Source organism: Cellvibrio sp. (assembly GCF_046347455.1).
Taxonomy (GTDB): Bacteria; Pseudomonadota; Gammaproteobacteria; order Pseudomonadales; family Cellvibrionaceae; genus Cellvibrio.
Map to the genome: position 1 here is coordinate 591,151 of NZ_JAXMGC010000001.1, position 21,633 is coordinate 612,783.

A 21,633-nucleotide genomic window follows, 5' to 3' on the forward strand; every position below is an offset into this window, starting at 1 on the left:
ACTCCGGGGTTTATTTAGATGGCGGTGAGAGAGGGAGTCGAACCCTCGATACCTTGCGATATACACACTTTCCAGGCGTGCTCCTTCGGCCACTCGGACATCTCACCAATAAAACTTTCAACTAAACTTAAATCTGCGTTCTAAACTGCACGCCTGCGTGCTCGTTACCAGCCTTCGGCTGTTGTCTCCATGAAACTCCGACTCGGCCACTCGGACATCTCACCAATAAAACTTTCAACTAAACTTAAAATCTGCGTTTTAAACTGCACGCCTGCATGCTCGTTACCAGCCTTCGGCTGTTGTCTCCGTGAAACTCCAACTCAACCACTCGGAACATTTAACGAATAAAACTTACGGGGCCACAGGTTATCTTCTGACCCTGCCTAAGGGGGCGCAAATGTACACAAGGACACACCAAAAGGCAATATTAAATCGGAGGCCAAGTAGCAAAAATAGCTTGGGTGTCCGCTTCTGGCGCTGAGGGGATGGCGCCAACTGGCGTTCCAACATAGATAAAGCCAATGATTTCTTCCATAGGTTTTAACCCCAGCGATTGTTTAACATCCCGATTGTAAGCGAGCTCGCCTGTTCTCCATACAGCGCCAAAGTTAAGCGCAAAACAGGCGTTGAGAAGATTCTGGGTAGCACAGGCGCAGGCCAGCAATTGCTCCTGCTTGGGCACCTTAGGATGATCCTCACATTTCGCGATGGCAACTATGATCATCGGGGCGCGAAATGGCATGTTTTTGGTTTTCTCCAAAACCGTTGGCGATATCTCAGCATCGTACGAGCTTAAGGCATCAACAAATACCTGACTTAAGCGGTTGAGGCCCTCGCCCTCTATGACCCAAAAACGCCATGGCTGCAACTTACCGTGATCCGGGGCGCGATTAGCGGCCTTGAAGATCTCCAATAGCTGGCGCTCGTTAGGGCCAGGAGCCATCAGCTTGGTTATAGACACTCTATTTTGCAAAACTTCTATTGCGTTCAACTTTACCTCACATACTTATCGCCAGATTTAATAAATGTGGAAATTAGTATATCCCCTAACTCTGTACCATAATTACGGAATGTAGAAATAGGCATTAATTAAAGCCCATCCCCAATAACGAGTCCATGACATGCTGGTACCCAACGCTCTTATTATTGTCGCCGCGGAAATCATCATAGTGCTTTTAATAGGCTTGGTGTTTTTCTTTATACATGCCCGCAAATTGAAATCTCTTGTTCGTCGCCAACAGGAAAAGTTGTTAGAACTGTTAAAAAACCAAAAGCCCGCACCTGCTCCCGCACCAGAGCCTGTAAAACAGCCTTCTCCGGCAATTGAAGCCAAAAGCTATAAGACTTTTTTAAACGAAGAGTTGGATGCTACCGCCGCTGAATTTGCAGTGCATTCTCCGGATGGTGATATTGCCTTGGAATTACCCTCAGACAGCTCATTAATCCAACGCATTCTTGCTTTACGATATGCTTTCTTGCGATCTGAAGAATTAGGTACTACAGAGCACAGGGGAAGTCCTGAATACTGGAGTATTTTCCTTCAAGCTTTAGAGCCTCTACTTTCAGGCCAAGTAAGTAATGAATCGGATGAAGAACTCGAGACTGCCAAAAAACGAATTGAAAACCTCGAAAAATTTAAGCGATTGTTTTTTGATATGGAAAAGCAGTGGGAAACAGCCCAAGCAAACGCACAGGATTACTACGCACAATTGCTCGCCTTATCAGACGGCGTCCATGATCGAGCAGCATTTAATAATGTTCTTCAAAGCTATCACGGCGTATACGACGGTATTCATCATAACTTCACACAAATCCTTGAAAATCCTGACTCAATCTCTCACAAAACAATCAATATTACTCGCCAGGATCCGCGAGCTGCCGAAGAAATTATAAAATTACGGAACGTGGCAGCCGACCAGCACCGAATCATTAACAATCTGCAAAGAAAGCTAATGGACGCCACCACTAGCGAGGAGAAGGAACTTATTATTCAGGAACTTCAACAACAGTTACAGCGCCAAATCAGGTTCGTCCAAGAGTCAGAAACCTGTATACAATTGCTGGAAGACGAGTTGGCCAAGGCGCATGAAGAGATTTCATTGAAAGAAAAAACACTCGATGAAACCAGCGCAATCAGCGAAGAAAATCGCCAGATAAAAGAAGCTCTTCATAACTTCACACTGGAAAGCAAAGATCTAATTAATAGCATTAACAATCTCGAAATGGAAAACGACTCGCTAAAACAATCAGGCTTTACGTATCCCCCTGCACAAGCAGTTTCCGAATCAAGCTCCATAAACCAAGAATTAATACAATCGGAACTAAACGATCTCAAAAAGCAATATGCCGAACTTGAAGAAAAATATCTGGAGTTAAAAATGGGGGGTTAGTTGCGTGTTTAACCCTATTGATAACTGAAAGCATCTGAATAGACAGGGCTAATATAATTTAGGCCTGATCAGTTGATAGACATTCAACACAAAAAACCGTTTAATACCCATAACAACAGCGCTTTATATAAATTTTAAATAATTATTACGCGTCCCTACCAGGCCTTGGAAATGACAGAAAAGAATGAACCATCCTCTATCCAAGTAGAATCCCCCCAGCAGCAGTACTATTTTCGTACACTTATTTGCTTTGCCGCTGCGGGAACGCTCGCATCCTACATAAACTGGTCTAATATCAGCTTGCTCTACAGCGCAACCATTGTTCTGCTACTGATATATGCTTTCGCCACTTTCCATTTTACCCACAAACAAGATGCAGAAACGCTAGTAAAGAGCGTGCGTTGGCTGTCGTATGTGGACGCGGCACTCATCGGTATCGTTCTCGGTTTTACCAATTTTAGTGTTTTACCCTGCGTTTTATTTTTAACCATGATTCAGTTTAATGCGCTGATCAGTGGTGGGCTCAAGAAACTGATGGAAGACAATACAGCATTTGCTGTTGGAGTATTGATCAGCTTTGTTTTCCACGCCCCTAGCTTCGTGTTATCCACAAGTATTGAAATCAGCCTTTCGAGCCTAATTGGTATAGCAGCCTATTTTTTGGTATACGCCGTTTACATGCATAACCGGTTTCATAAGCTTTCGATTGCTCAAAAGCAACTGGAGAACGAACAAAAATGGCATAAAATCCGCGCCTATAAGCTTTCACGCTACCTACCGCCGACAGTATGGAAAGCAATCAATCAAGGCAAGGACGAAACCCTGCAAGCCGAACGTAAAAAAATCAGTATTTTCTTTTCAGATATTAAAGATTTCAGTCAACTCGCAGAAGAGATTGAAGCCGAAGCATTGAATGAGCTCCTCAATCATTATCTTACTGAAATGTCCAAGATCGTGACCCAGTATGGCGGCACTATCGATAAATTTATGGGCGACGCCATCATGGTTCTCTTTGGCGATAGCAACAGCCAAGGAGTGAAAGCGGATTGCGTACGCTGCGTGTCCATGGCGGTAGCCATGAAAAAGAAAATGCGCTCTTTGCAACTGGAATGGTTTAACCAAGGGATCAAAAAACCATTGCAAATACGCATGGGAATTAACACTGGCTACTGCACCGTAGGTACGTTCGGTACATCCAGCCATTTGGATTACACCGTACTCGGTACTCAAGTAAATTTGGCGAGTCGCTTGGAATCGGCCGCAGAGCCGGATGAAATTTTGATCTCTCACGAAACCTGGTCGTTATGCAAAGACACCATTATGTGTCGCGACAAAGGCGAAATTCAGGTTAAGGGTTTTGCACAACCGATTAAGGTTTACCAAGTCGCCGATTTGCGGAAAGACTTGGGTAAAAACCAAAGTTACTTTGAGGATCGCGCAGAAGGCTTTTCCATGTATCTCGATATGGACAAAATCCGCAATTACGATAAAGAAAAAGTTATCGAGTCTTTAGAAAAAGCCGCAAGCAGATTGCGCGACAAGGTTATTGTCTAATCAATCTGCCGACTTTTGGTGCCGCATTCTTTTCAGTTGATCTAAACGGATTTATATCTAAACCACCGCGTCGCGTGTAGCGCGCATAAACACTCAAAGAATGCGGCTTACACTGGCGCAAAATATCTGTAAACATTCGCTCCACACAATGCTCGTGAAAATCCTGATGTTCACGAAATGAAATCACATAACGCAGCAGATTTTCGTGATCTATTTGTGGCCCCGCATATTCGATGAACACGCTCGCCCAATCTGGTTGACCAGTTACCGGACAATTACTTTTTAACAAGTGGCTAGACAGCACCTCAGTAATAATAACGTCCGCGTTTGCCGTCAAATAATCAGGGTGCGGGTGATATTCATTAACATCAATGTCAAGCTCATCGATACAAACAGCAGAATAAGCACAATCCACCAGCAGGCTCGAATCCTTGAGAGAACATAAATTAACAACCACATCCGCATTCGCCACTGCGGACAAATCCTTAATCAAGATATTTTTTACCTCACTAAAAGAGGCAAACTTTGTTTGATTTAAAGAGTTCAAATACAGCTTGAAAGACTTTGATTCAATAATGTTAATGCTATGTGCAGGAATTAAAAATTCAGCAACCGCAACCTCTGGTTTTCCTTTTAGATTGAGCCAAGATAATTCGTAACCTGTCCAAACATCGACCCCATAGAACGAAGGATCGCCGTCAATCCCTAGATGTTTACGCGACTCCGCACGCGGAATAGGGAAAAGCAAACTCGCGTCATAGGAAGAAACATAAGCGGTTTTTTGTCCCAGAGGACTATGATCAACTGATGGTTTCATGAATAGCTCATCAAGCGCGCAAACGCTTTCCTGTTCTTAAGAGATGCAAACTCACAGCAAATAACACTATAACGCCCGCAACCAAGCCAAGCATAGCGTTCACTATGTTGACATCGCTAACACCAAGAATGCCGTAACGGAACGCATTTACCATGTGTAATATAGGGTTCAATCGCGAGACATGCTGCCAAACTTCGGGCAACAGACTAATTGAATAGAAAACGCCACCCAAATAAGTCAACGGCGTCAAAATAAAAGTTGGCACAATGGAAACATCATCAAATGTATTCGCATAAACAGCATTGATAAAACCTGCCAACGAAAACAAGGTGGAAGTAAGCAATACTATGGCGAAAGTAACAAACCAGCTATGAATATGTAGATCGGTAAAAATTAACGACATCACTGTAACTAAAAACCCAACGCAAAGACCTCGCGCAACACCGCCCATGGTATAACCGAGAAGAATTACATAATTAGGTGTGGGCGACACCAAAACCTCTTCTACACTGCGCTGAAATTTCGCGCTAAAAAAAGACGATACGACATTTGAATATGCATTGGTCAACACCGCCATCATAATCAAACCCGGCGCCACGAACTGGATATAACTAAATCCACCCATATCACCAATTCGGCTACCAATGAGCTTACCAAAAATAACAAAATACAAAGCCATCGTAATAACTGGCGGCAACAAGGTTTGTACCCATATGCGAGTAAAACGTTTTATTTCTTTGCGCAAGATTGTCGTAAAAGCGATCCACTGTTCTTTTGCTTCCATTTTATTGCGCCTCACTCTTAGTAACCGTTGATTGAGCAATCATAGACACAAACATTTCTTCCAGACGATTTGCTTTATTTCGCATACTAATAATCGAAACCTGTTGTTCACTTAAGAGCGCAAACACCTGGTTTAAGGATTGCCCTTTCGCCACCTCAACTTCGAAAGAATGATTGTCAATCTTTTCCACAGAAAAACCATCAATTGAAAACGGCTCAGGCAAATCAGAGCTGGTATCAAAGATGAACACTTCTTTATTTAAACCTTGCAGTAGACTTTTAACGCTTGTATTTTTTACCAATAGACCTTTATCAATAATGGCCACATTACGACAAAGGCTTTCAGCCTCTTCCAAATAATGGGTTGTTAGAATAATAGTCGTGCCCGCTTCATTAATTTCGCGCAAAAAATCCCACATAGAACGACGCAATTCAATATCCACGCCAGCGGTTGGCTCATCCAGAATTAATAACTTTGGCTCGTGCACCAGAGCGCGAGCAATCATGAGCCTACGCTTCATTCCACCAGATAACATGCGCGCCGGTGTACTACGTTTATCCCACAAGTTAAGTTTTTTCAAATATTTTTCTGTTTGGCTTTTTGCATAAGCACGCGGTAAACCATAATAGCCCGCTTGCTGCAAAACGATATCTTCCACCTTTTCAAACATGCTGAAATTAAATTCTTGCGGAACAACACCCAGGAACTTTTTCGCTTCGGAAAAATTGGTATCTATATTCACACCAAAGATTTCTACATCACCGGATGTTTTTCGTACGAGCGAACTGATAATACCAATTGTGGTAGACTTGCCAGCACCGTTAGGACCCAGCACCGCGAAGAAATCACCCGGCATTACATCAAGAGAAATACCTTTCAAAGCTTCAAATTTGTTGTTGTAGGTTTTGGTGAGATTTCGAATTGAAAGTGCAGCAGACATAGCGCCTCTTTTTCAACAATGGAATATTACGAGTTCAATAACCATGACAATGAACGATTACGACAAAGCATATTACGATTTTCACATGCGTCTTTTACAGGCCTTCATAACGCAAGCGAAAGAGCAGCCACCCTTTTTCCTAGAAGACTGCACGCAAGAAGACAAAGATTTTTTTCTGGAACTTAGCGAGCTTCCCCATAGTGGGGGCTCAAATCTGTTAATACAAGGGCAGCATCTGTTTTGCAGAATTGTAGCAGTCTATCCACACCTGATGCCCTTAGTCCCGCGAGACTTGCTATGGTTTTTTGGGGGCGATTGCTTGCACTACATGCCGGACGAAGAGATAAGCGTTTTCCAAACACTAGATGAGCTACGCCAGCAAGCCAACGAAACAGGTGAGCCATTTTCATACGAAAATGAACGATTAAAATCAATGGGACTGCACTGAGGGAGATGGAGAACTGGGAGGAAAGAAACTGGAGCGGGAAACGAGACTCGAACTCGCGACCCTAACCTTGGCAAGGTTATGCTCTACCAACTGAGCTATTCCCGCTTAAAAATGGCGTCCCCTAGGGGGTTCGAACCCCTGTTACCGCCGTGAAAGGGCAGTGTCCTAGGCCACTAGACGAAGGGGACAATCTGAAACTTTGTCTTGGTAAACAAAGCTGATGCAACACTTCAAAAAAATTGGAGCGGGAAACGAGACTCGAACTCGCGACCCTAACCTTGGCAAGGTTATGCTCTACCAACTGAGCTATTCCCGCAATTGGCATCCCCAAGGGGAGTCGAACCCCTGTTACCGCCGTGAAAGGGCAGTGTCCTAGGCCACTAGACGATGGGGACCCAGAATCCTTCTGCTTTAACGTTTGTGACGTCGTCTGCAGAAGTGGGGCGCATTCTAAGGAGCAGACCCTACTCTGTCAACACTTTTTATTTTTAATTTTATAACTTTGGAAACAAGCACTTAGCGCCTGTGGAGTCTTTGAGTATTAGCTAATCTATTTGATTAATTAACGGTGCTATACTTGCTGATATTATTATTTTTAGAAACATATCTATGGCTATATTCCTCGCCGCAATCGTCATACTACTCAGTGCTTTGGCTTGTTATGCATTCATCAGCCAGTCCATTGAGAAGAAAATGATTCAGAAGCAGCGTATCCTCATGACGCTCAAAACCAAGCAGCGGAATCTCGTTCACTTGATCAATGGATTTCCCCCAAACTTCCTTACCACGGAATTATTAAGCTTGATTTATCGAGCCTTAATAGACGCCTGCGAACAACTTAGCAAAATTGAACCTAAAGACCCTCGCCACCTTGATGATATTACGCTGTACACCAACCAATTGGGGACTCTGCCAAAAACCAATAGCGCGCAACGGCCGAGGGTCGATAATCCGCAGCAAATGAAGGAAATACGCCAGCACCTGCAAGAACTCCAGCATTTTCTTGCGCAGCAGGAAGCATTAAAAATAATTAATAAAGTTCAACTTGGTGCTTACACAGATCAGGTCAAACGCCTAAGCCTACAAATGGCTGTCGATGCCTACCTTTACCACGCCAAATTGGCGCAACAAGCAGGCAAACTTCGTTTGGCTATTCACTACTTTACCTTAGCGAAAAAATTGCTGATTGCTGAAAATACGACTCGCGCCTATGACAAACAAATTGCACAACTTGACGACATCACCGCAAAGCTGGAAGAGAAGGCGCGGCTTGCGAACGAAGCTCCTGCAGAAATAGAAACTGCGCCCGACACCGAGAACAAACGGAAAGATGTTATTGCAGCTGACGATATGGACAGCTGGAAGAAAAAGCAAATTTACGATTAAGCTGCAAACGTCCTACTCTTTCTTCAGCTGAATCGATGCCGAATTAATGCAGTAACGCAGTCCGGTAGGTGCTGGGCCATCGGTAAACACATGCCCTAAATGACAACCGCACTTACGGCAAACGACTTCTGTGCGATGCATACCGTGGCTACTATCGTAAACCTCCTTGATAACACTTTTGGATGCAGGCTGATAAAAACTTGGCCAACCACATCCCGCATCAAATTTTGTGTCTGACATAAACAGTGGCTCAGCGCAGCCGCGGCACAAATAAGTCCCATCACTAAACTCGTTCCAATATTCGCCCGTAAAGGCTCGCTCTGTACCTTTCTGACGGCAGATTCGGTACTGCTCTGGAGTCAGCTTTTCGAGCCAATAAGCATCATCGTTAAATTGTGATTCAGACATAATGATTCCCTTGACATGAGACGCCGCAAACACCGATTATTCGCGCTTGCAATTTAGTTTCGCTACCCACCTAAGGCATATTACTGCAAATGAATATCATAAAGAAATCCGACAAGTTAAACGGTGTTTGTTACGACATTCGCGGCCCCGTACTTGAACACGCTTACCGCCTTGAAGAGGAAGGCCATCGCATCCTCAAGCTGAATATCGGCAACCCTGCCCCTTTCGGATTTGCTGCACCTGACGAAATTATTCAAGACGTTATTCACAACCTACCTAACGCTGAAGGCTACACCGCATCACGCGGTCTATTTGTGGCCCGCAAAGCTATTATGCAAGAGTGCCAGCGCCTGCAAATTCCCAACGTGGAAATTGATGATATTTTTCTTGGCAACGGCGCCAGCGAATTAATTGTTATGGCCATGCAGGCTTTATTGAACAACGGCGATGAAGTTTTGGTACCCGCTCCAGATTATCCTTTGTGGACAGCAGCCGTAAATCTTGCTGGCGGTAAAGCTCGCCATTATTTATGCGATGAGCAGTCAGATTGGTATCCCGATATCGCTGACATCAAAAGTAAAATTACCGACAAAACACGCGGCATAGTTGTTATTAACCCTAACAACCCAACTGGCGCTGTTTACAGCAAAGATGTGCTTGAACAAATCGTTCAATTAGCGCGCGACCACAACCTGATTATTTTTGCCGATGAAATCTACAGCAAAATTTTATATGACGATGCGGAATTCATCCCAATGGGGCGTTTGGCTCAGGACGTTGTATGCGTTAGTTTTAACGGTCTTTCCAAATCCTATCGCCTCGCAGGCTTCCGCTCAGGCTGGATGGTCATCAGCGGCGCCAAGCATCGCGCAAAAGGCTACATTGAAGGATTGGAAATGCTTTCGTCTATGCGTTTGTGTGCAAACGTACCTGCTATGTATGCTGTTCAAACCGCATTAGGCGGGTATCAAAGCATCAACGAATTAATCGTTCCCGGCGGCCGCCTCCGCGACCAACGCGATGCAGCAATGAAAGCGCTCGCAGCGGTGCCGGGCATTTCGTGTGTAAAACCGAAAGGCGCTTTGTACCTGTTCCCTAAAATTGACCTGAACATGTACAAAATTAAAGACGATCAACAAATGGTGCTTGATTTCCTGATTCAGGAGAAAATTCTGCTCGTACAAGGCACCGCGTTTAACTGGCCAAACACAGATCATTTCCGTATCGTTTTCTTACCACGTGAAGACGATTTAACCAGAGCTATTAATCGCTTTGGCGAGTTTTTGTCACGTTATACGCAATGAGTTTTATAGACTGAATAATCAAAGGCCCGCAGATGCGGGCTTTTTGTTTTGGAGGGTTTAATCGAAAATGTGTGCAGGGATTTTATAAGCCAAGAGTTTGAGTTGCTGCGCCGGATTCACGTCGGGAAAATCTTTGTGCGGCTGCACCCGCTCCAGAAGCTCTGCTTGAGGAAGATGTTCGGAAAATTGTTCGACCAAAAACGCATCACTCAACTCCGGTGCATTCAAACAAGCAAGAACCAACCCACCCTGCGGCATTAACTCTGGCAAACGCCGAATCACTTTTGCGTAATCTTTCTCCGCAACAAAACTACCTTTCTGATACGAAGGTGGATCAATAATAACCAAGTCGTAAGGACCGGGCTTTTTAACACGACTCCAGGATTTCAGAATATTTTCAGCCACATATTCTGATTTTTCTTTTGGTAATTGATTAAGCTGATGATTCGCTCGCCCAAGATTTAACGCGGGGCTACTCATGTCAACGTTCACTACCTTTTCTGCACCCGCTGCAACAGCCACTACAGAAAACGCACAGGTATATGCAAAAAGATTAAGCACTCTCTTACCGGCCGCATGCTTTTCAACCCATTGCCGACCTGATTCCATATCCAAAAAGTAACCGGAGTTCTGTTGTGCATTCAAATGAAGGTTAAATAACAAACGTCCACGACGCGCAAATACTTTCTCCGGCAATTCCCCCAAGACAATCTCCGAGGGCGAATTCGCTAAATAACGCCGCTGCACCAAAACACAGGAGAGCCGATCACACAAAGAGCCATTTAAAAATTGCGTTAAATCCTCAAGCCAATTCTCTGGTGGCTCTTTATAAAAAACGACGACTAATACGGGCTGAAAAAAATCGATATTAACGAATTCCAATCCATCAAAGCACCGCCCTCGCCCATGCAAAAGTCGGTAACTATCAAGCGTGAATTTTGATTGAATATTTTTGAGCAGATTGGAAATACTGAGAAAAAGTTGATTCATGAACTGATTATTTTTCTTCACTGAATACCAATGGGGTATAAGATAAATTCATCGTAGCCAACCAAGACTGACTGGTAACCAGAGAAAGATTTATCCAGTTCGGGATCATTTGAGTCCACAAGCAAAGGGCGGCCTGAAAGCGAAAGAATTTTATCTTTGGTCGCTATGACTTGAATATTGTCACGCCCAAGACGCTTTATAATTGACGCAGATAGCTGCTGATTTCCTCGCCCAATAATATGACCCTGACCACCGATAGCAGTGATGATAAGTTTAATTTCACCCCTATGTTCAGCAACGAGATTAGCTAAATGTGTTGCTGTTACATCAGCCGCCACCAGCTCGCGATTAAGAACTACATCAACACCTAACAAGCTGCCTTCAATACCCAACTGTTCCAGAAATACCTGAGTAGTTGAGCCTGGACCGACAATATAGAGCGCATCATCTATTAGGTTATCAATTAAATAGTTGGCTATGTCGAGCTTTACCAATTCATCTTGAGTGGCGCCACTATTTTTAACTTGCTGTAAAAACTGCGGGAGCACTGGCGCAAACATGGATGCATAAAAACGCGTTTTCACTTTTCCTTCGCGGAATACAACCTCATCAATATCACGCACATCACAAGCTTGTAGGTTGACCAATTGTTTTTTAAGCAAGCACAACAAAATTTCACCTGCTGCTTCAGGCGTAACTGCGTACACACCCGAATGCATTTTCACACCCGACGGAACACCTAGCACCGCCTGATTGGGCGCACCTATTTGTTGCAGCGCATCAGCGACGTTACGGGCAGTTCCATCACCACCGGCAAACAAAACAATATCGACAGATTCACTGACCAAAGATTTAACTGCACTAATGGTATCTTCCGCACCCGATGGAGTTGCTTGGGCACAACCCACTATACGGTAATTCAAGTTCGCATCGCGTGCCGGCAACTCGCCCATATCTCCAGCAAAACAAAATACTTCTATAGAATTTTTAAAATCTTTCAACAGTGAAAGACAGCGCTGCATACGTGTTAGCGCACGAGTTTCCGCGCCGCGAGCAAAGGCTTCCGCGCGGATATCATCACCATCGCTACCTTTTAATCCCACGCTACCGCCAACACCGGCGAAGGGGTTAACAATGACGCCTAACTTAAACTTATTCATTTGCAGAGCTTGCTAAACCGAAACCTAAAACACTGAGCCATTCGGCTGTTTTTTTGTCTGCGCCGAACACTTGATAATTGTGAAATTCTCGACGAACCGGATAATACTTACGCAACTTATCAAACCCAAGGCCAAAGTTCTCATGACCAGAACGTGCGGCTGTTGCGAGCGCACGCAAATCCCGATCATCGGATGAAATAGAATAAACTTCTGCGATCAATCGTTTGATTTGTTCCCACGTCGACAATTGTGAATCCGCCACTAACTGATTATTTTTCAACGGTGGGACCAATTTTTTCACGCTAAGCTCAGGAGATCTGTTTAAATGTTTGCACAGAGCTTGGTAAATCATTTCTGTACCTTTCAGCTTACCGTCATAGCTATAGCCCGCAATATGTGGCGAACCCAAGGCTACCTTATCCAATAGTTCCAGTGAAATATCTGGCTCTGGCTCCCACACATCTAAGACCACGCGTACATCTTTGCGTTCATCCAAGAATTGCAAAAGATCCGCATTATTAATAACCGGGCCGCGCCCACAATTTAATAAAACTGCACCTTGTTTTAATTGGCGTAATTCAGGTAGCTCAATTAAATGAAAACTTGGATGCGATCCAGCTTTCGTTAAAGGCGTGTGCATGCTAATAATGTCACAACTCAACACCTCCTCTAACGAACATAAATCAGGATTGGATTCGCTCGAACGCAAAGGATCGTAGCAATAGCAATCCACACCTTGCAGTTTTAAACGTCGGTACAACAAACCACCAACATTACCGCAACCGATAATGCCGAATTTTTTATCAAGCCAATTCACATCAAGATGACAAAGTGCGGCATAAACATATTCGACAACTGAATTCGCGTTACAACCCGGCGCACTCGAGAAAGTGATGTGATTATTTTGCAACCATTGTTGATCTAAATGATCCACGCCAATCGTACAAGTCCCTACAAAGCTAACTTGACTGGATTCCAATAAGTTTTGATTAACATTAGTGACCGAACGCACCAACAAAGCAGATGCGGAACGCGCATCATCGTTTGACATGTTTCTACCGGGACGAGTAACCACATCACCCATTGACTCAAAAAACTCGTGCACTAAAGGGATATTTTCATCCGCCAAAATTTTCATAAATCATCTCTTCAAAGCTATGGGCTTTTTGTCAATAAAAGGGTGTTGTACCGGAAATCTTTAGCATATACTTAGTTCAAGGGTCGCGTTTACGACAGCACCCTTACCGCCAGCCAGCGTCCAGCAGGCTATCACCAACCGCTTGTATTAAGGGGGTGGCATTATGAAGACCTCGAACCCAACCCACAATATGGACAATGTGGTGGATTTCTTCACCGGCAAAACTTTCTCAACCCTGCATGATGAGCGCTTTATACGCCTTGCCCCCGAACTGGATGGCTTGGAAATGCTCTACTCGAACGACACAAGCTCCGAAAAACTGTTTAGCCTTAAAATCCTGTGCTGGGGTTTGCGCGCTAACGGCGAAGTGGTGGGGTTGGTGCCTTGGTTAAACGATATTGTGCCCTGCCCCGATTTGTGCGATCCACTAAACGGTCATTTTGAAGGTTATTATGACCAAGGGATTGACGAAGTGTTTTTCGAAGCGCCGATTCATAAGGTTGTGGAACTGGAAACAGCAGCCGAATACTACGAAATTGAGTGCGAGAACGATGATGACGTGGTTCAGGAAGTGCCGGATATGATTGGCACACATGCCGTCTTGGCAACACCCGGCCAAAAGCACCTGTCTTTGGTTGAGGTGGTGAGCTGGCGTCTGCTGCACAACGGGACGATTTACGGCATGCTGACCGACCACACCAAGGTTGTCAGTACACCCGTTTTACCCGGTGATGACTGCTTATACGCAGCACAGACCAACGATAACTTCCGGTATTTTTTCCAGCACCAAATCGCCAACAAGATCAAAGCGCAGGACCCGGAAGCCTTAGCTGCAATATCCTTATTGGTTGACGACGTTTAAACCAAAAACCGCCCTAGGGCGGTTTTTTTGATTGCGGCTTTATTCACCGGCAACTTTGATATTGTGTACTTTGTCACTTTTGAAGCTGATAGCTACGCGTTTATCAGCTCCTGGAACCTTCACACCTACGGCTTCAGCGATCGCCGCCTTTTCACCCAAAGATGCATTAACTGCGCTTACGTCGTAAAACCACACTTCAGACTCACCGCCATTAGATACGTCCACGGGTTCACCAAGTTCTTTTCTAACTTGCTCTTTGGTTGAACCGGTTTTCAATTTTGCTTTAACCAAACCCAACGCCGCTTGCTCCGGGGAGGAAACAGCATCTTTCGCAGACGCTTTTGTCTCATTTACTTTGGTTTGGGTTTCCTCAACTTTCGAAGTCGCTTTCTTCATTGAACCCAAAAGATCAGCGGCACTTGCTTGCATGCTCAATAAAGCAACGGAGGATAAAACTAACAACAACTTTTTCACAAAAAATACTCCACAATTATTCAAAAAGACCTCGCCAATCGTTGGCGCGGGCGAAACTAATGAAGAGTTATTGATGTGTCAATTTATATAAATAAATACAAGCGATATTGAGAACTAGCGCACTTAGCAATGTCCAAATTTCAGTCAGTTTTTTTTCGGATGAAATAAAGATATTCCTTTTCGTCAGCTTCTTGGCGAATTAATTCATAACCTAAAAAATGGCAAAATTTGGGAATATCACGCGTGGTAGAGGGATCTGTTGCAATAACTTTAATCACTCCATTTTCTGGAAGATCTTTTACGGCTTTATGCAGCATCATTACGGGCTCCGGGCAAAGCAAACCCGTGGTATCTAAAACTTTATCGATTTCACTATTCATAGTATTTCTTCGTCTAAAAACACCCGGCAAAACAACAATCAATTGCTAAACTCAAACTGAGGATATTAAAAAACAATGGACTTCCATTCATAACCGGGGAACAAGGTTCGATGTCTCGGATTCATATTGAAAACCATCAGCCGGATGATTTTTTTAGCCATCAAACCTTAGAGCTTACGTTTAGGTTGTTGCGTAACAATAATCCCGGTTTGGCTAACGCAATCAACAACGCCTTGACACACATTCATGTTGCACCTTACGAAAACCTGCACGGTGCATACACTGGGGAAATGTATTTCAACGCGGAAATTTACCAATCACTTTCAGCTTATACGATAGGCAAAGTTGTCTCTGCATTAACTGAAATCGGCGAGCAAGCCTTAAATAATCACGACATGCCTAGCGAGCATGTAAACCAATTAAAACATCTGATCGAAGACTGGGCCAAATTAACGGAATGGGTGTTAAACCGCACAGCGTCAGACAAAACAGCCTGACCGGGTGATTTAATAGACTCGTAAATGCCCCGTGACCTCTTCGCGATCGTGGTACAACTGTTTAAATTGAATGCTCGCATCAAACCCCAAACTCGATAACTCCTTAAGAATTCGCTCTTCGCACTTTTTAACTTCCAAGTAGCGCTGCTTCATGGGCAACTTCAAATTAAACACAGCTTCTCGACAATAACCTTTGCCAAACCAGCGAATAATCATGCTAGTTACGCGTGCAGGCTTATCGACAATATCACACACCAACCAATCAACTTTCTTTTTAGGTTCATACAAAAAGCCGTCAGTTAATATATGCAGAACCTGACCAGTTTCTAACAGGTTTTTGTCCATGGGGCCATTATCCACAGCCTCCACGTACATTCCTCGCTGAACAAGTTGCCAGGTCCATCCGCCGGGTGCGGCACCAAGGTCTACTGCACGCATCCCCGACGCCAAACGCGTATCCCAATCCGCAGCGGGAATAAAGTGATGCCAGGCCTCTTCCAATTTCAAGGTTGCACGGCTCGGCGCTTCTTTGGGTAAACGCAAACGTGCAATGCCCATGGGCCACTGCGAACTGTTCGAGTAAAGGCTCACACCAATATAAGCTTCAGTTCCCGTGATAAAAACCAAATGCAATCGCCATGGGCTTTTGGGATTTAATAACTGGCTTTTCTTCAGCGCGTTACTAAAAGGCGCTGCAAACTTTTTGCTAAGACCTGACAATTCTTTTCCATCATTAGTATCGACGGTTTCAATAAGTAGCTCACGCGCGACTGGAAAAGTTTCTGCTGCAGCAACCAAGGGTGTTACACGATCATTCACCGGCAAGTTGCTAATAGGTGCTTGAGTGACGAACCACTGACGAGCAAAAATTAATTTACGAAAACGAATTTGTTCGTGGACTTGCATCGCGCCTTTCGGATCATGACTAATAAATACAACATAGGCGGAATTATCTTTGGTTTTGCTGTAGCCATAAACGCCCGCCTCTGCCGCCAAATCGGTAATCTCGGCGGCGCATTCTTTTTCAAAACCGGCGCGACAATGTAAAAACAAATGGTTCATAGAATCTTATTCGTTAGATGTCATTAATTTGGCATCATGTTTAGTTAATATGGAAACGCTTTCAGAAGCAGGATCAAACACAATGACGACATTGCCACGGTCCAGCTGACGTTTTACTTGATCGAGTTTTTGCGCAAGCGAAACCTCAACTGCGCCGTAATCCGTACCCTCACGGGTAATAAATTCTTCAATTAAGCCTTGCAAGGCCTCGGAAGAAAGTTGTTGATGGGGAATAATCATAGGTTCATATTTTACTTGTTCATAAGCTTGGAGAAAGTTAACCTTGGACTCATTGCCAAGCCATCATAAAAAGGAAACAACTGTGCAAACACAATTAGTGCTTACTATTCTCAGCGACGACAAACCCGGTGTTGTCGAACTTTTAGCTCAAACTATTTCCAAACACCAAGGTAACTGGCTCGAAAGCCGCATGGCACATTTGGCGGGAAAATTTGCGGGTATTTTGCAAGTCGCGATTGATAGTGAAAACGAAGCAGCATTACGCGAAGCTTTAGGTAATTTGGCCGATCAAGGTTTAAAAATCGTGGTTGAATCAGCCACTGATTCAATCAAGCCTGCCGGCAAAGAATTTCAGTTCAGTGTGGTTGGAGCTGACCGCCCCGGTATCATCTTTGAAATCGCGCAAGCTTTCGCCGGGCGCCATATTAACATGAGTGAGCTTGAAACCGCTTGCTCAAGTATGCCGTGGTCTGGCGAACCTATGTTTGAAGCGACGGGCCTTATTCAAGTGCCCAAATCAGTCAATATGGATGAGCTTTACGATCAGCTGGACACTATTGCAGATGAACTCGCCGTTGATATTCGCCTTGAAGCGCCCACTGAAGACGTCCACCATTAAGAAGAGCCAGCCGAAAAAGCACTAACCGTCTTTTTCGGCGGATTTTTCCCCTGCGTTAACGCGCGCGTCGAATTTCTCCAATTCAATGTTGATTGCTTCGGTAGAGATATTTACTTCGTAAAACGAAAACATCAGTGAAATAACCAGCAATATAAGACTATTAGCAAATAACAATTGACCGGCGACTGGCCATTTCATTAAGAGCGCAAACATGGAGAGCGTGCACATCACGAAGGACAAAACGCCAAAGGCCTGCATGCGGCGAATGACCTGAATACGCAGACGCAAGTTATCTATTTGTCGACGAACCAAATCCATAGCCGCGGCATTCTCCACGCTGCTTAACTGGCGAATTACGTTCGTCAGCACCACAAATCGGTTCGTGTAAGCCAATAACAGCAAAGAAATTGCTGGGAACAACAGGCTCGGTGTAGTCATTTCCATACATTTAGATCCAACAATCAATAAGGTTCTGAGCTTAACAAAGAATCCAACTACTGCAATCTTTCTCGCCAGTAAATGATGCGGTCGTGGCCGCGATAAGAACCGAATGAAAAAGTTGCGTTTGGTAATTTATCATCGGGCCCCGTTGTTTTACCTTGGTCCCAATCGAAGCTTAGCCAAGGCAAGGGACTTGTATCCACCGAGACAACGAACGTACCTGTGCCACCCGCAGAGGGTTTAGTGAATTTTTGGCCTGCTGTGCCCGCATTAAATCCAACATAGGCGGAGGTTAAATTTGCATATATCCCTTGCGTTGAACCGCTCGATAAGGCAACAGTTCGCTTGACATCGGTAGAAATAGCACCCGCGGGGTAAGTTATGGCCGAGCGCGGAACCTGTGTGCAGGAATCTGCCGTGTTCAACACAAAACGATTTCCCGCCCAATATTCGGTGACGAAATTAACATCTAATGGATAGGTCTCGGGGCCGAAGGCATCATCCAAACGAAGACGTCCGTAGCGTAAATCCAAGGCTGCCCCGATTGATTTTGCGGTGCATGTGCTGGCAGTGCACGCACCTGAAGTTGATGCATCCATATCCAAACTCTGGACGTTTCTTAAATCCAATTTATCGTCCATAAACAAACCAATTTTCAGGTCCGTTTGGGGTCCATCTGGCAAAGAAACCCGGTCAAATTGGGTTTTTATTGCTGCAGTAACATCATAGACGCCCGACACCCATGTTGGCGTAGTGTCGAGCGAAAGCCGCGCTCCAAGATCTGTGCCGTTGTTAGCGCTTTCCGCAACATAGGTAGGTAAAACGGTTTTGTAATTACCACCGTAATTAGTCAGGACAGTTCCATCAACTGCTTCAGCTTGCAGCTTATAGCTCATGTTTAAGGGTTGGCCCATGTAAGTAAAAGCGCCGCATTGGTTAGCCAAGGTAGAACTTACCAAGCGAAAATGGTCAGGAAAAATTCTGCCCACGGTCGCACTAGTCGCCAAGCTAGCCAAGTCACCTGCACCGAGATAATTGTCGTCGGATAAGCGCGCCTGAACCGTAAAACTGCCCACTTGTTTCCAGCTCACCTTATTGTTAACGAATGTTCCCGTGGGTGTGGTTGCGGCAAAATTTTCCCCCAAGGTTAAAGCGCTGGCTGTGCCGCCAGCAGCGGGGTAGACAAGAGTAAGATTTTTAAGTGTGATGTCCTCAGGAATACTTTCTTTACCAAAATTTGGGGTTAAGGAGCCAGCGCCATTTCGCGCTTCAACCTTTACCTGAAACTCTGTTCCAGCCGATACAAAACGCGAGCCAGTATCGCTTGTGCCAGGGTTTGATGTGATGGGCAGAACCACTAAGGAGTGCGGCTTAACAACAAACAAATTGCTGTCGCCAGTCAAGGTAATTGCGGGATCGGTCGCTGTCTGCGTTTTTATAATTTGCGCAAACAGCTGGATTTGCCCTACATCCGAATAATTGATGGGAATGCTGGCGGAACCGTTAGCATCAAAATTCAAATTAACATCGCCATAAACAATCGAGTTAAGCGCTACGCTGTTTGCATTGGCGGGCACTCCAGTGCCATTTAAGGTCAATGTTTGTCCAGAAATGCAGGTTCCGGGGTTAACACATTTATAAGCCATTTTCACTGTCTGAGGAGTGGTGAAACGTGCGGTACAAGCACCGGTTGTTGTGTTGGTTTGTAAGGCTCTTACATATGCGGTACCCGTTGCACTCGTCACACCAGCGACTTGGTTGGCGATATTATCGCTAGTACCCGTAGCGCTATCGGGAAAAATAAGACCCGCAGTTTTAAAGGTGGTGGTACAACTATTACTGGTGGTGCAAGTGCCCCCCAGACAGCACCTACGAGGATTAATTGCAGCAGTGACTTCACCCGAAAGCGTAACTGTCGCCGTGGCATTTTCTGCCGCTGCGGGATAAAACAATTTGGTTGTTGCACTTCCAGAAACCAAGGGAAAAGTGGTGGCTGTAAGCGAACCGGCGTTGGTAGCGACAGTGACGTTGCTGTTAATGCTGTAATCAATATTGGTACAGGGCGATACACTTTCAGCGCAAGCTCGCACCGTCACATCCGCGCCTAAACAACTTAAATTATTGGCCGACATCACCAATTCATAGTGATCTGGCGCGGGACATGTTCTTACGGTTGTTCGCAACGTGTTGATATTGGTTTGGGTTAACGCGCCCGAATAAATATTAACCTCATCTATATTGCCTAAAAAATGAAACGAGGTTTGCGTCCCTTCACTGGAGGCAGAAGTCTCTCCACCTATAGCAGCCGTGCCGGTTCCGTCTGTCCAGGTTCCAGAGTATGCGCCGGTGGCTTTAGCCAAGAGAGTTCCCGCTGTGTTGTAAACATAGAGGGTGACAGTTTTTGCTGAGGTATCAACAACAGAAGCGACGTAATACCAGGTGTCATTAGCTATAACCGGATCAGTATCCACACAGAAAACACCGCAATTGGGGTTTGTGCCCTGCCCTGTTACGGCGCCATTATTCGTAATATTTCGCGCAAAAAAACGCAATTTTGGTTGACTGGTACCGCCCGCCAAACTCAAGCCCCAGCCATTTTGGTTATCATCTCGCACCAATATTCGCTGATGCTGCGCGCTGGCATTGCTCGAACGAATCCATGCAGCAAAGGTAAAACCGTTTGGTAATGATGGAAAACCCGATAACTCGACATAGCCATAAGTACGTGTCACACCATTTGTCGTACCATCGAATACCCCGTAGCGACAGGTACTCTGCGCACCGTTGGTATAAGCAGGTGAACCCGAAGTTGTTGATGGCAGAGCGGTAGAACCCGCTGCAATTCGCGCCCTACCGTGGTTCCCACTGCCGCTAGAATCTCTCACTTCGGCGGCAGTTCCGTTCCAAGACAATTCGTCCATACGCCAAGACCCCAACAGCACAGGCGAGGAATTACACGCATTCGCAGGTGTGGAATTGGGGATACAACTTCCAGAAACCGTACTGCCGGAATTCACATAAACGGTGGACCAGGACGGCGCCGTAAACGTGCCATAACCAGTTGTGGACGTGTTCAGCGTAATAGCGCCACTTGTCGTAGTGACGCTCACCGGCGATGAGGACGAGCCAATGGTACTGTTCGTAAAGGTAATGTCTGTATTGGCCGATATAGAGCCACTGATTACGGTATTGGTTGCGGTAACCGTACAACACCCGGAGGTGACAGAACCGCCTACGCTGCCCCCGGTTATGCTGATGGCTCCACTCGGAGCTGAAATTGAGCCTCCAATAACCGTACCATTGGTTGTAATAGCACAACACGCACTGGTGACCGAACCGCTTACGCTGCCACCCGTTAAACTTAAGGCTCTACCATTGGATGCGATAGAACCAAATACGCTTGAACTACCCGTCGTTGTAATAGTGTTATTCGTGCTCGTTAAATTAATGGTGTTAGTCGCGGAGCCTATAACGTTGTTATTCAACGCAATAGCGGTAGTAGCAGTAATGCTACCCGGCGCAGAAATGGTAACCGTATCGCCGCTGCCCAAGGTAATACCGCCGCTACAAGTGAAATTTGCGCCCGATACACTCCAAGTCCCGTTACTACACACCGGGCATGTGCTACCACTACCACAACTCGCACCGCTCACTAACGAATAATTAACAGCCTTAGCCGTTAGCGGAAACATCAACAACACACTCAGCAAAAATAAAAATTTTTTAAAATGATTCATCA

The 21,633-nt window shown here is 45.1% G+C and carries 22 protein-coding genes and 5 tRNA genes; 8 read left to right on the plus strand and 19 right to left on the minus strand.

What is annotated here, in order from left to right; genetic code table 11:
• Positions 1-19 precede the first annotated feature (19 nt).
• Positions 20-107 (minus strand) — tRNA-Ser (locus U1F02_RS02705).
• 320 nt (positions 108-427) lie between these two features.
• Positions 428-961 (minus strand): nitroreductase, encoded by a 534-nt coding sequence (locus tag U1F02_RS02710; protein ID WP_409988807.1) that lies wholly within the window; start codon positions 959-961, stop codon positions 428-430.
• A 160-nt stretch (positions 962-1,121) separates the two neighbouring features.
• On the opposite strand from U1F02_RS02710, the gene U1F02_RS02715 reads away from it, so the two are divergent.
• Together U1F02_RS02715 and U1F02_RS02720 are read left to right on the plus strand one after the other, a co-directional pair.
• Entirely contained in the window at positions 1,122-2,390 is a 1,269-nt protein-coding gene (locus U1F02_RS02715; RefSeq protein WP_409988808.1) for a hypothetical protein, read from the plus strand.
• 171 nt (positions 2,391-2,561) lie between these two features.
• Positions 2,562-3,944, plus strand: coding sequence for an adenylate/guanylate cyclase domain-containing protein (locus U1F02_RS02720; protein ID WP_409988809.1), 1,383 nt, complete (start codon positions 2,562-2,564; stop codon positions 3,942-3,944).
• Here the strand turns inward: U1F02_RS02720 and queF are convergent.
• From queF to U1F02_RS02735, 3 genes are read right to left on the minus strand one after another with little or no spacing between them, the layout of a single operon-like run.
• Positions 3,934-4,761: an NADPH-dependent 7-cyano-7-deazaguanine reductase QueF gene (queF, locus tag U1F02_RS02725; protein ID WP_409988810.1), complete on the minus strand. Its 828-nt coding sequence runs from the start codon at positions 4,759-4,761 to the stop codon at positions 3,934-3,936. The two genes, U1F02_RS02720 and queF, sit on opposite strands and share 11 nt — an antisense overlap.
• A 10-nt stretch (positions 4,762-4,771) precedes the next feature.
• Positions 4,772-5,545 (minus strand): ABC transporter permease, encoded by a 774-nt coding sequence (locus U1F02_RS02730; RefSeq protein ID WP_409988811.1) that lies wholly within the window; start codon positions 5,543-5,545, stop codon positions 4,772-4,774.
• Position 5,546: 1 nt separating this feature from the next.
• Positions 5,547-6,485, minus strand: a complete 939-nt coding sequence (locus U1F02_RS02735) for an ABC transporter ATP-binding protein (protein ID WP_409988812.1) — start codon at positions 6,483-6,485, stop codon at positions 5,547-5,549.
• Positions 6,486-6,528: 43 nt separating this feature from the next.
• Here U1F02_RS02735 and U1F02_RS02740 point away from each other — a divergent pair, with 43 nt between their 5' ends.
• Positions 6,529-6,933: a PA2817 family protein gene (locus tag U1F02_RS02740; RefSeq protein ID WP_409988813.1), complete on the plus strand. Its 405-nt coding sequence runs from the start codon at positions 6,529-6,531 to the stop codon at positions 6,931-6,933.
• Positions 6,934-6,962: 29 nt separating this feature from the next.
• On the opposite strand, the gene U1F02_RS02745 is transcribed toward U1F02_RS02740, so the two are convergent.
• The 4 genes from U1F02_RS02745 to U1F02_RS02760 all read right to left on the minus strand — a co-directional run bounded on the left by U1F02_RS02745 (position 6,963) and on the right by U1F02_RS02760 (position 7,328).
• A tRNA-Gly gene (locus tag U1F02_RS02745) sits at positions 6,963-7,038 on the minus strand.
• A gap of 7 nt (positions 7,039-7,045) precedes the next feature.
• A tRNA-Glu gene (locus U1F02_RS02750) sits at positions 7,046-7,121 on the minus strand.
• A gap of 52 nt (positions 7,122-7,173) precedes the next feature.
• Positions 7,174-7,249 (minus strand) — tRNA-Gly (locus tag U1F02_RS02755).
• Between the two features lie 3 nt (positions 7,250-7,252).
• Positions 7,253-7,328, minus strand: a tRNA-Glu gene (locus U1F02_RS02760).
• A gap of 214 nt (positions 7,329-7,542) precedes the next feature.
• On the opposite strand from U1F02_RS02760, the gene U1F02_RS02765 reads away from it, so the two are divergent.
• Positions 7,543-8,319, plus strand: a complete 777-nt coding sequence (locus U1F02_RS02765; protein ID WP_409988814.1) for a hypothetical protein — start codon at positions 7,543-7,545, stop codon at positions 8,317-8,319.
• Between the two features lie 12 nt (positions 8,320-8,331).
• On the opposite strand, the gene msrB is transcribed toward U1F02_RS02765, so the two are convergent.
• Entirely contained in the window at positions 8,332-8,727 is a 396-nt protein-coding gene (gene msrB / locus U1F02_RS02770; RefSeq protein ID WP_409988815.1) for a peptide-methionine (R)-S-oxide reductase MsrB, read from the minus strand.
• An 89-nt stretch (positions 8,728-8,816) separates the two neighbouring features.
• Between msrB and U1F02_RS02775 the strand changes: the two genes are divergently transcribed.
• Complete coding sequence (locus U1F02_RS02775; protein ID WP_409988816.1) at positions 8,817-10,031, plus strand: pyridoxal phosphate-dependent aminotransferase; 1,215 nt, start codon at positions 8,817-8,819, stop codon at positions 10,029-10,031.
• Between the two features lie 57 nt (positions 10,032-10,088).
• Here the strand turns inward: U1F02_RS02775 and U1F02_RS02780 are convergent, their stop codons facing one another.
• From U1F02_RS02780 to U1F02_RS02790, 3 genes are read right to left on the minus strand one after another with little or no spacing between them, the layout of a single operon-like run.
• A complete protein-coding gene (locus tag U1F02_RS02780) occupies positions 10,089-11,021 on the minus strand; it encodes a class I SAM-dependent methyltransferase (RefSeq protein WP_409988817.1) in 933 nt (310 codons plus the stop codon).
• A gap of 17 nt (positions 11,022-11,038) precedes the next feature.
• Entirely contained in the window at positions 11,039-12,181 is a 1,143-nt protein-coding gene (locus U1F02_RS02785; RefSeq protein ID WP_409988818.1) for an ATP-NAD kinase family protein, read from the minus strand.
• The gene (locus U1F02_RS02790; protein WP_409988819.1) at positions 12,174-13,319 is read right to left on the minus strand and encodes a 4-phosphoerythronate dehydrogenase; all 1,146 of its coding nucleotides are present in this window, start codon (positions 13,317-13,319) and stop codon (positions 12,174-12,176) included. The genes U1F02_RS02785 and U1F02_RS02790 overlap by 8 nt, the downstream gene beginning before the upstream one ends.
• Before the next feature lie 163 nt (positions 13,320-13,482).
• On the opposite strand from U1F02_RS02790, the gene U1F02_RS02795 reads away from it, so the two are divergent.
• On the plus strand, positions 13,483-14,181 hold the full coding sequence (locus U1F02_RS02795; RefSeq protein WP_409988820.1) for a hypothetical protein: 699 nt from the start codon (positions 13,483-13,485) through the stop codon (positions 14,179-14,181).
• A 39-nt stretch (positions 14,182-14,220) separates the two neighbouring features.
• On the opposite strand, the gene U1F02_RS02800 is transcribed toward U1F02_RS02795, so the two are convergent.
• Positions 14,221-14,655, minus strand: coding sequence for a hypothetical protein (locus U1F02_RS02800; RefSeq protein ID WP_409988821.1), 435 nt, complete (start codon positions 14,653-14,655; stop codon positions 14,221-14,223).
• 140 nt (positions 14,656-14,795) lie between these two features.
• Positions 14,796-15,035, minus strand: coding sequence for a sulfurtransferase TusA (gene tusA, locus U1F02_RS02805; protein WP_409988822.1), 240 nt, complete (start codon positions 15,033-15,035; stop codon positions 14,796-14,798).
• A gap of 110 nt (positions 15,036-15,145) precedes the next feature.
• On the opposite strand from tusA, the gene U1F02_RS02810 reads away from it, so the two are divergent.
• The gene (locus tag U1F02_RS02810; RefSeq protein ID WP_409988823.1) at positions 15,146-15,532 is read left to right on the plus strand and encodes a hypothetical protein; all 387 of its coding nucleotides are present in this window, start codon (positions 15,146-15,148) and stop codon (positions 15,530-15,532) included.
• A 9-nt stretch (positions 15,533-15,541) separates the two neighbouring features.
• On the opposite strand, the gene rlmM is transcribed toward U1F02_RS02810, so the two are convergent.
• Entirely contained in the window at positions 15,542-16,594 is a 1,053-nt protein-coding gene (gene rlmM / locus U1F02_RS02815; protein WP_409988824.1) for a 23S rRNA (cytidine(2498)-2'-O)-methyltransferase RlmM, read from the minus strand.
• A gap of 6 nt (positions 16,595-16,600) precedes the next feature.
• Entirely contained in the window at positions 16,601-16,834 is a 234-nt protein-coding gene (locus U1F02_RS02820; RefSeq protein WP_409988825.1) for a YheU family protein, read from the minus strand.
• An 82-nt stretch (positions 16,835-16,916) separates the two neighbouring features.
• On the opposite strand from U1F02_RS02820, the gene U1F02_RS02825 reads away from it, so the two are divergent.
• A complete protein-coding gene (locus tag U1F02_RS02825) occupies positions 16,917-17,453 on the plus strand; it encodes a glycine cleavage system protein R (protein WP_409988826.1) in 537 nt (178 codons plus the stop codon).
• A gap of 21 nt (positions 17,454-17,474) precedes the next feature.
• On the opposite strand, the gene U1F02_RS02830 is transcribed toward U1F02_RS02825, so the two are convergent.
• A complete protein-coding gene (locus U1F02_RS02830) occupies positions 17,475-17,897 on the minus strand; it encodes a DUF2721 domain-containing protein (RefSeq protein ID WP_409988827.1) in 423 nt (140 codons plus the stop codon).
• Positions 17,898-17,947: 50 nt separating this feature from the next.
• On the minus strand, positions 17,948-21,631 hold the full coding sequence (locus U1F02_RS02835) for a DUF6701 domain-containing protein (RefSeq protein WP_409988828.1): 3,684 nt from the start codon (positions 21,629-21,631) through the stop codon (positions 17,948-17,950).
• Positions 21,632-21,633 lie beyond the last annotated feature (2 nt).

Excerpts from the sequence above, each read along its gene's own strand:
- U1F02_RS02835 (WP_409988828.1), bottom strand. The coding sequence starts at position 21,631 with ATGAATCATTTTAAAAAATTTTTATTTTTGCTGAGTGTGTTGTTGATG.
- rlmM (WP_409988824.1), bottom strand. The coding sequence starts at position 16,594 with ATGAACCATTTGTTTTTACATTGTCGCGCCGGTTTTGAAAAAGAATGC.
- U1F02_RS02720 (WP_409988809.1), top strand. The coding sequence starts at position 2,562 with ATGACAGAAAAGAATGAACCATCCTCTATCCAAGTAGAATCCCCCCAG.
- U1F02_RS02775 (WP_409988816.1), top strand. The coding sequence starts at position 8,817 with ATGAATATCATAAAGAAATCCGACAAGTTAAACGGTGTTTGTTACGAC.
- U1F02_RS02765 (WP_409988814.1), top strand. The coding sequence starts at position 7,543 with ATGGCTATATTCCTCGCCGCAATCGTCATACTACTCAGTGCTTTGGCT.
- U1F02_RS02810 (WP_409988823.1), top strand. The coding sequence starts at position 15,146 with ATGTCTCGGATTCATATTGAAAACCATCAGCCGGATGATTTTTTTAGC.
- U1F02_RS02715 (WP_409988808.1), top strand. The coding sequence starts at position 1,122 with ATGCTGGTACCCAACGCTCTTATTATTGTCGCCGCGGAAATCATCATA.
- U1F02_RS02780 (WP_409988817.1), bottom strand. The coding sequence starts at position 11,021 with ATGAATCAACTTTTTCTCAGTATTTCCAATCTGCTCAAAAATATTCAA.
- U1F02_RS02790 (WP_409988819.1), bottom strand. The coding sequence starts at position 13,319 with ATGAAAATTTTGGCGGATGAAAATATCCCTTTAGTGCACGAGTTTTTT.
- U1F02_RS02830 (WP_409988827.1), bottom strand. The coding sequence starts at position 17,897 with ATGGAAATGACTACACCGAGCCTGTTGTTCCCAGCAATTTCTTTGCTG.
- U1F02_RS02740 (WP_409988813.1), top strand. The coding sequence starts at position 6,529 with ATGACAATGAACGATTACGACAAAGCATATTACGATTTTCACATGCGT.
- tusA (WP_409988822.1), bottom strand. The coding sequence starts at position 15,035 with ATGAATAGTGAAATCGATAAAGTTTTAGATACCACGGGTTTGCTTTGC.
- U1F02_RS02785 (WP_409988818.1), bottom strand. The coding sequence starts at position 12,181 with ATGAATAAGTTTAAGTTAGGCGTCATTGTTAACCCCTTCGCCGGTGTT.
- queF (WP_409988810.1), bottom strand. The coding sequence starts at position 4,761 with ATGAAACCATCAGTTGATCATAGTCCTCTGGGACAAAAAACCGCTTAT.
- U1F02_RS02795 (WP_409988820.1), top strand. The coding sequence starts at position 13,483 with ATGAAGACCTCGAACCCAACCCACAATATGGACAATGTGGTGGATTTC.
- msrB (WP_409988815.1), bottom strand. The coding sequence starts at position 8,727 with ATGTCTGAATCACAATTTAACGATGATGCTTATTGGCTCGAAAAGCTG.
- U1F02_RS02735 (WP_409988812.1), bottom strand. The coding sequence starts at position 6,485 with ATGTCTGCTGCACTTTCAATTCGAAATCTCACCAAAACCTACAACAAC.
- U1F02_RS02820 (WP_409988825.1), bottom strand. The coding sequence starts at position 16,834 with ATGATTATTCCCCATCAACAACTTTCTTCCGAGGCCTTGCAAGGCTTA.
- U1F02_RS02730 (WP_409988811.1), bottom strand. The coding sequence starts at position 5,545 with ATGGAAGCAAAAGAACAGTGGATCGCTTTTACGACAATCTTGCGCAAA.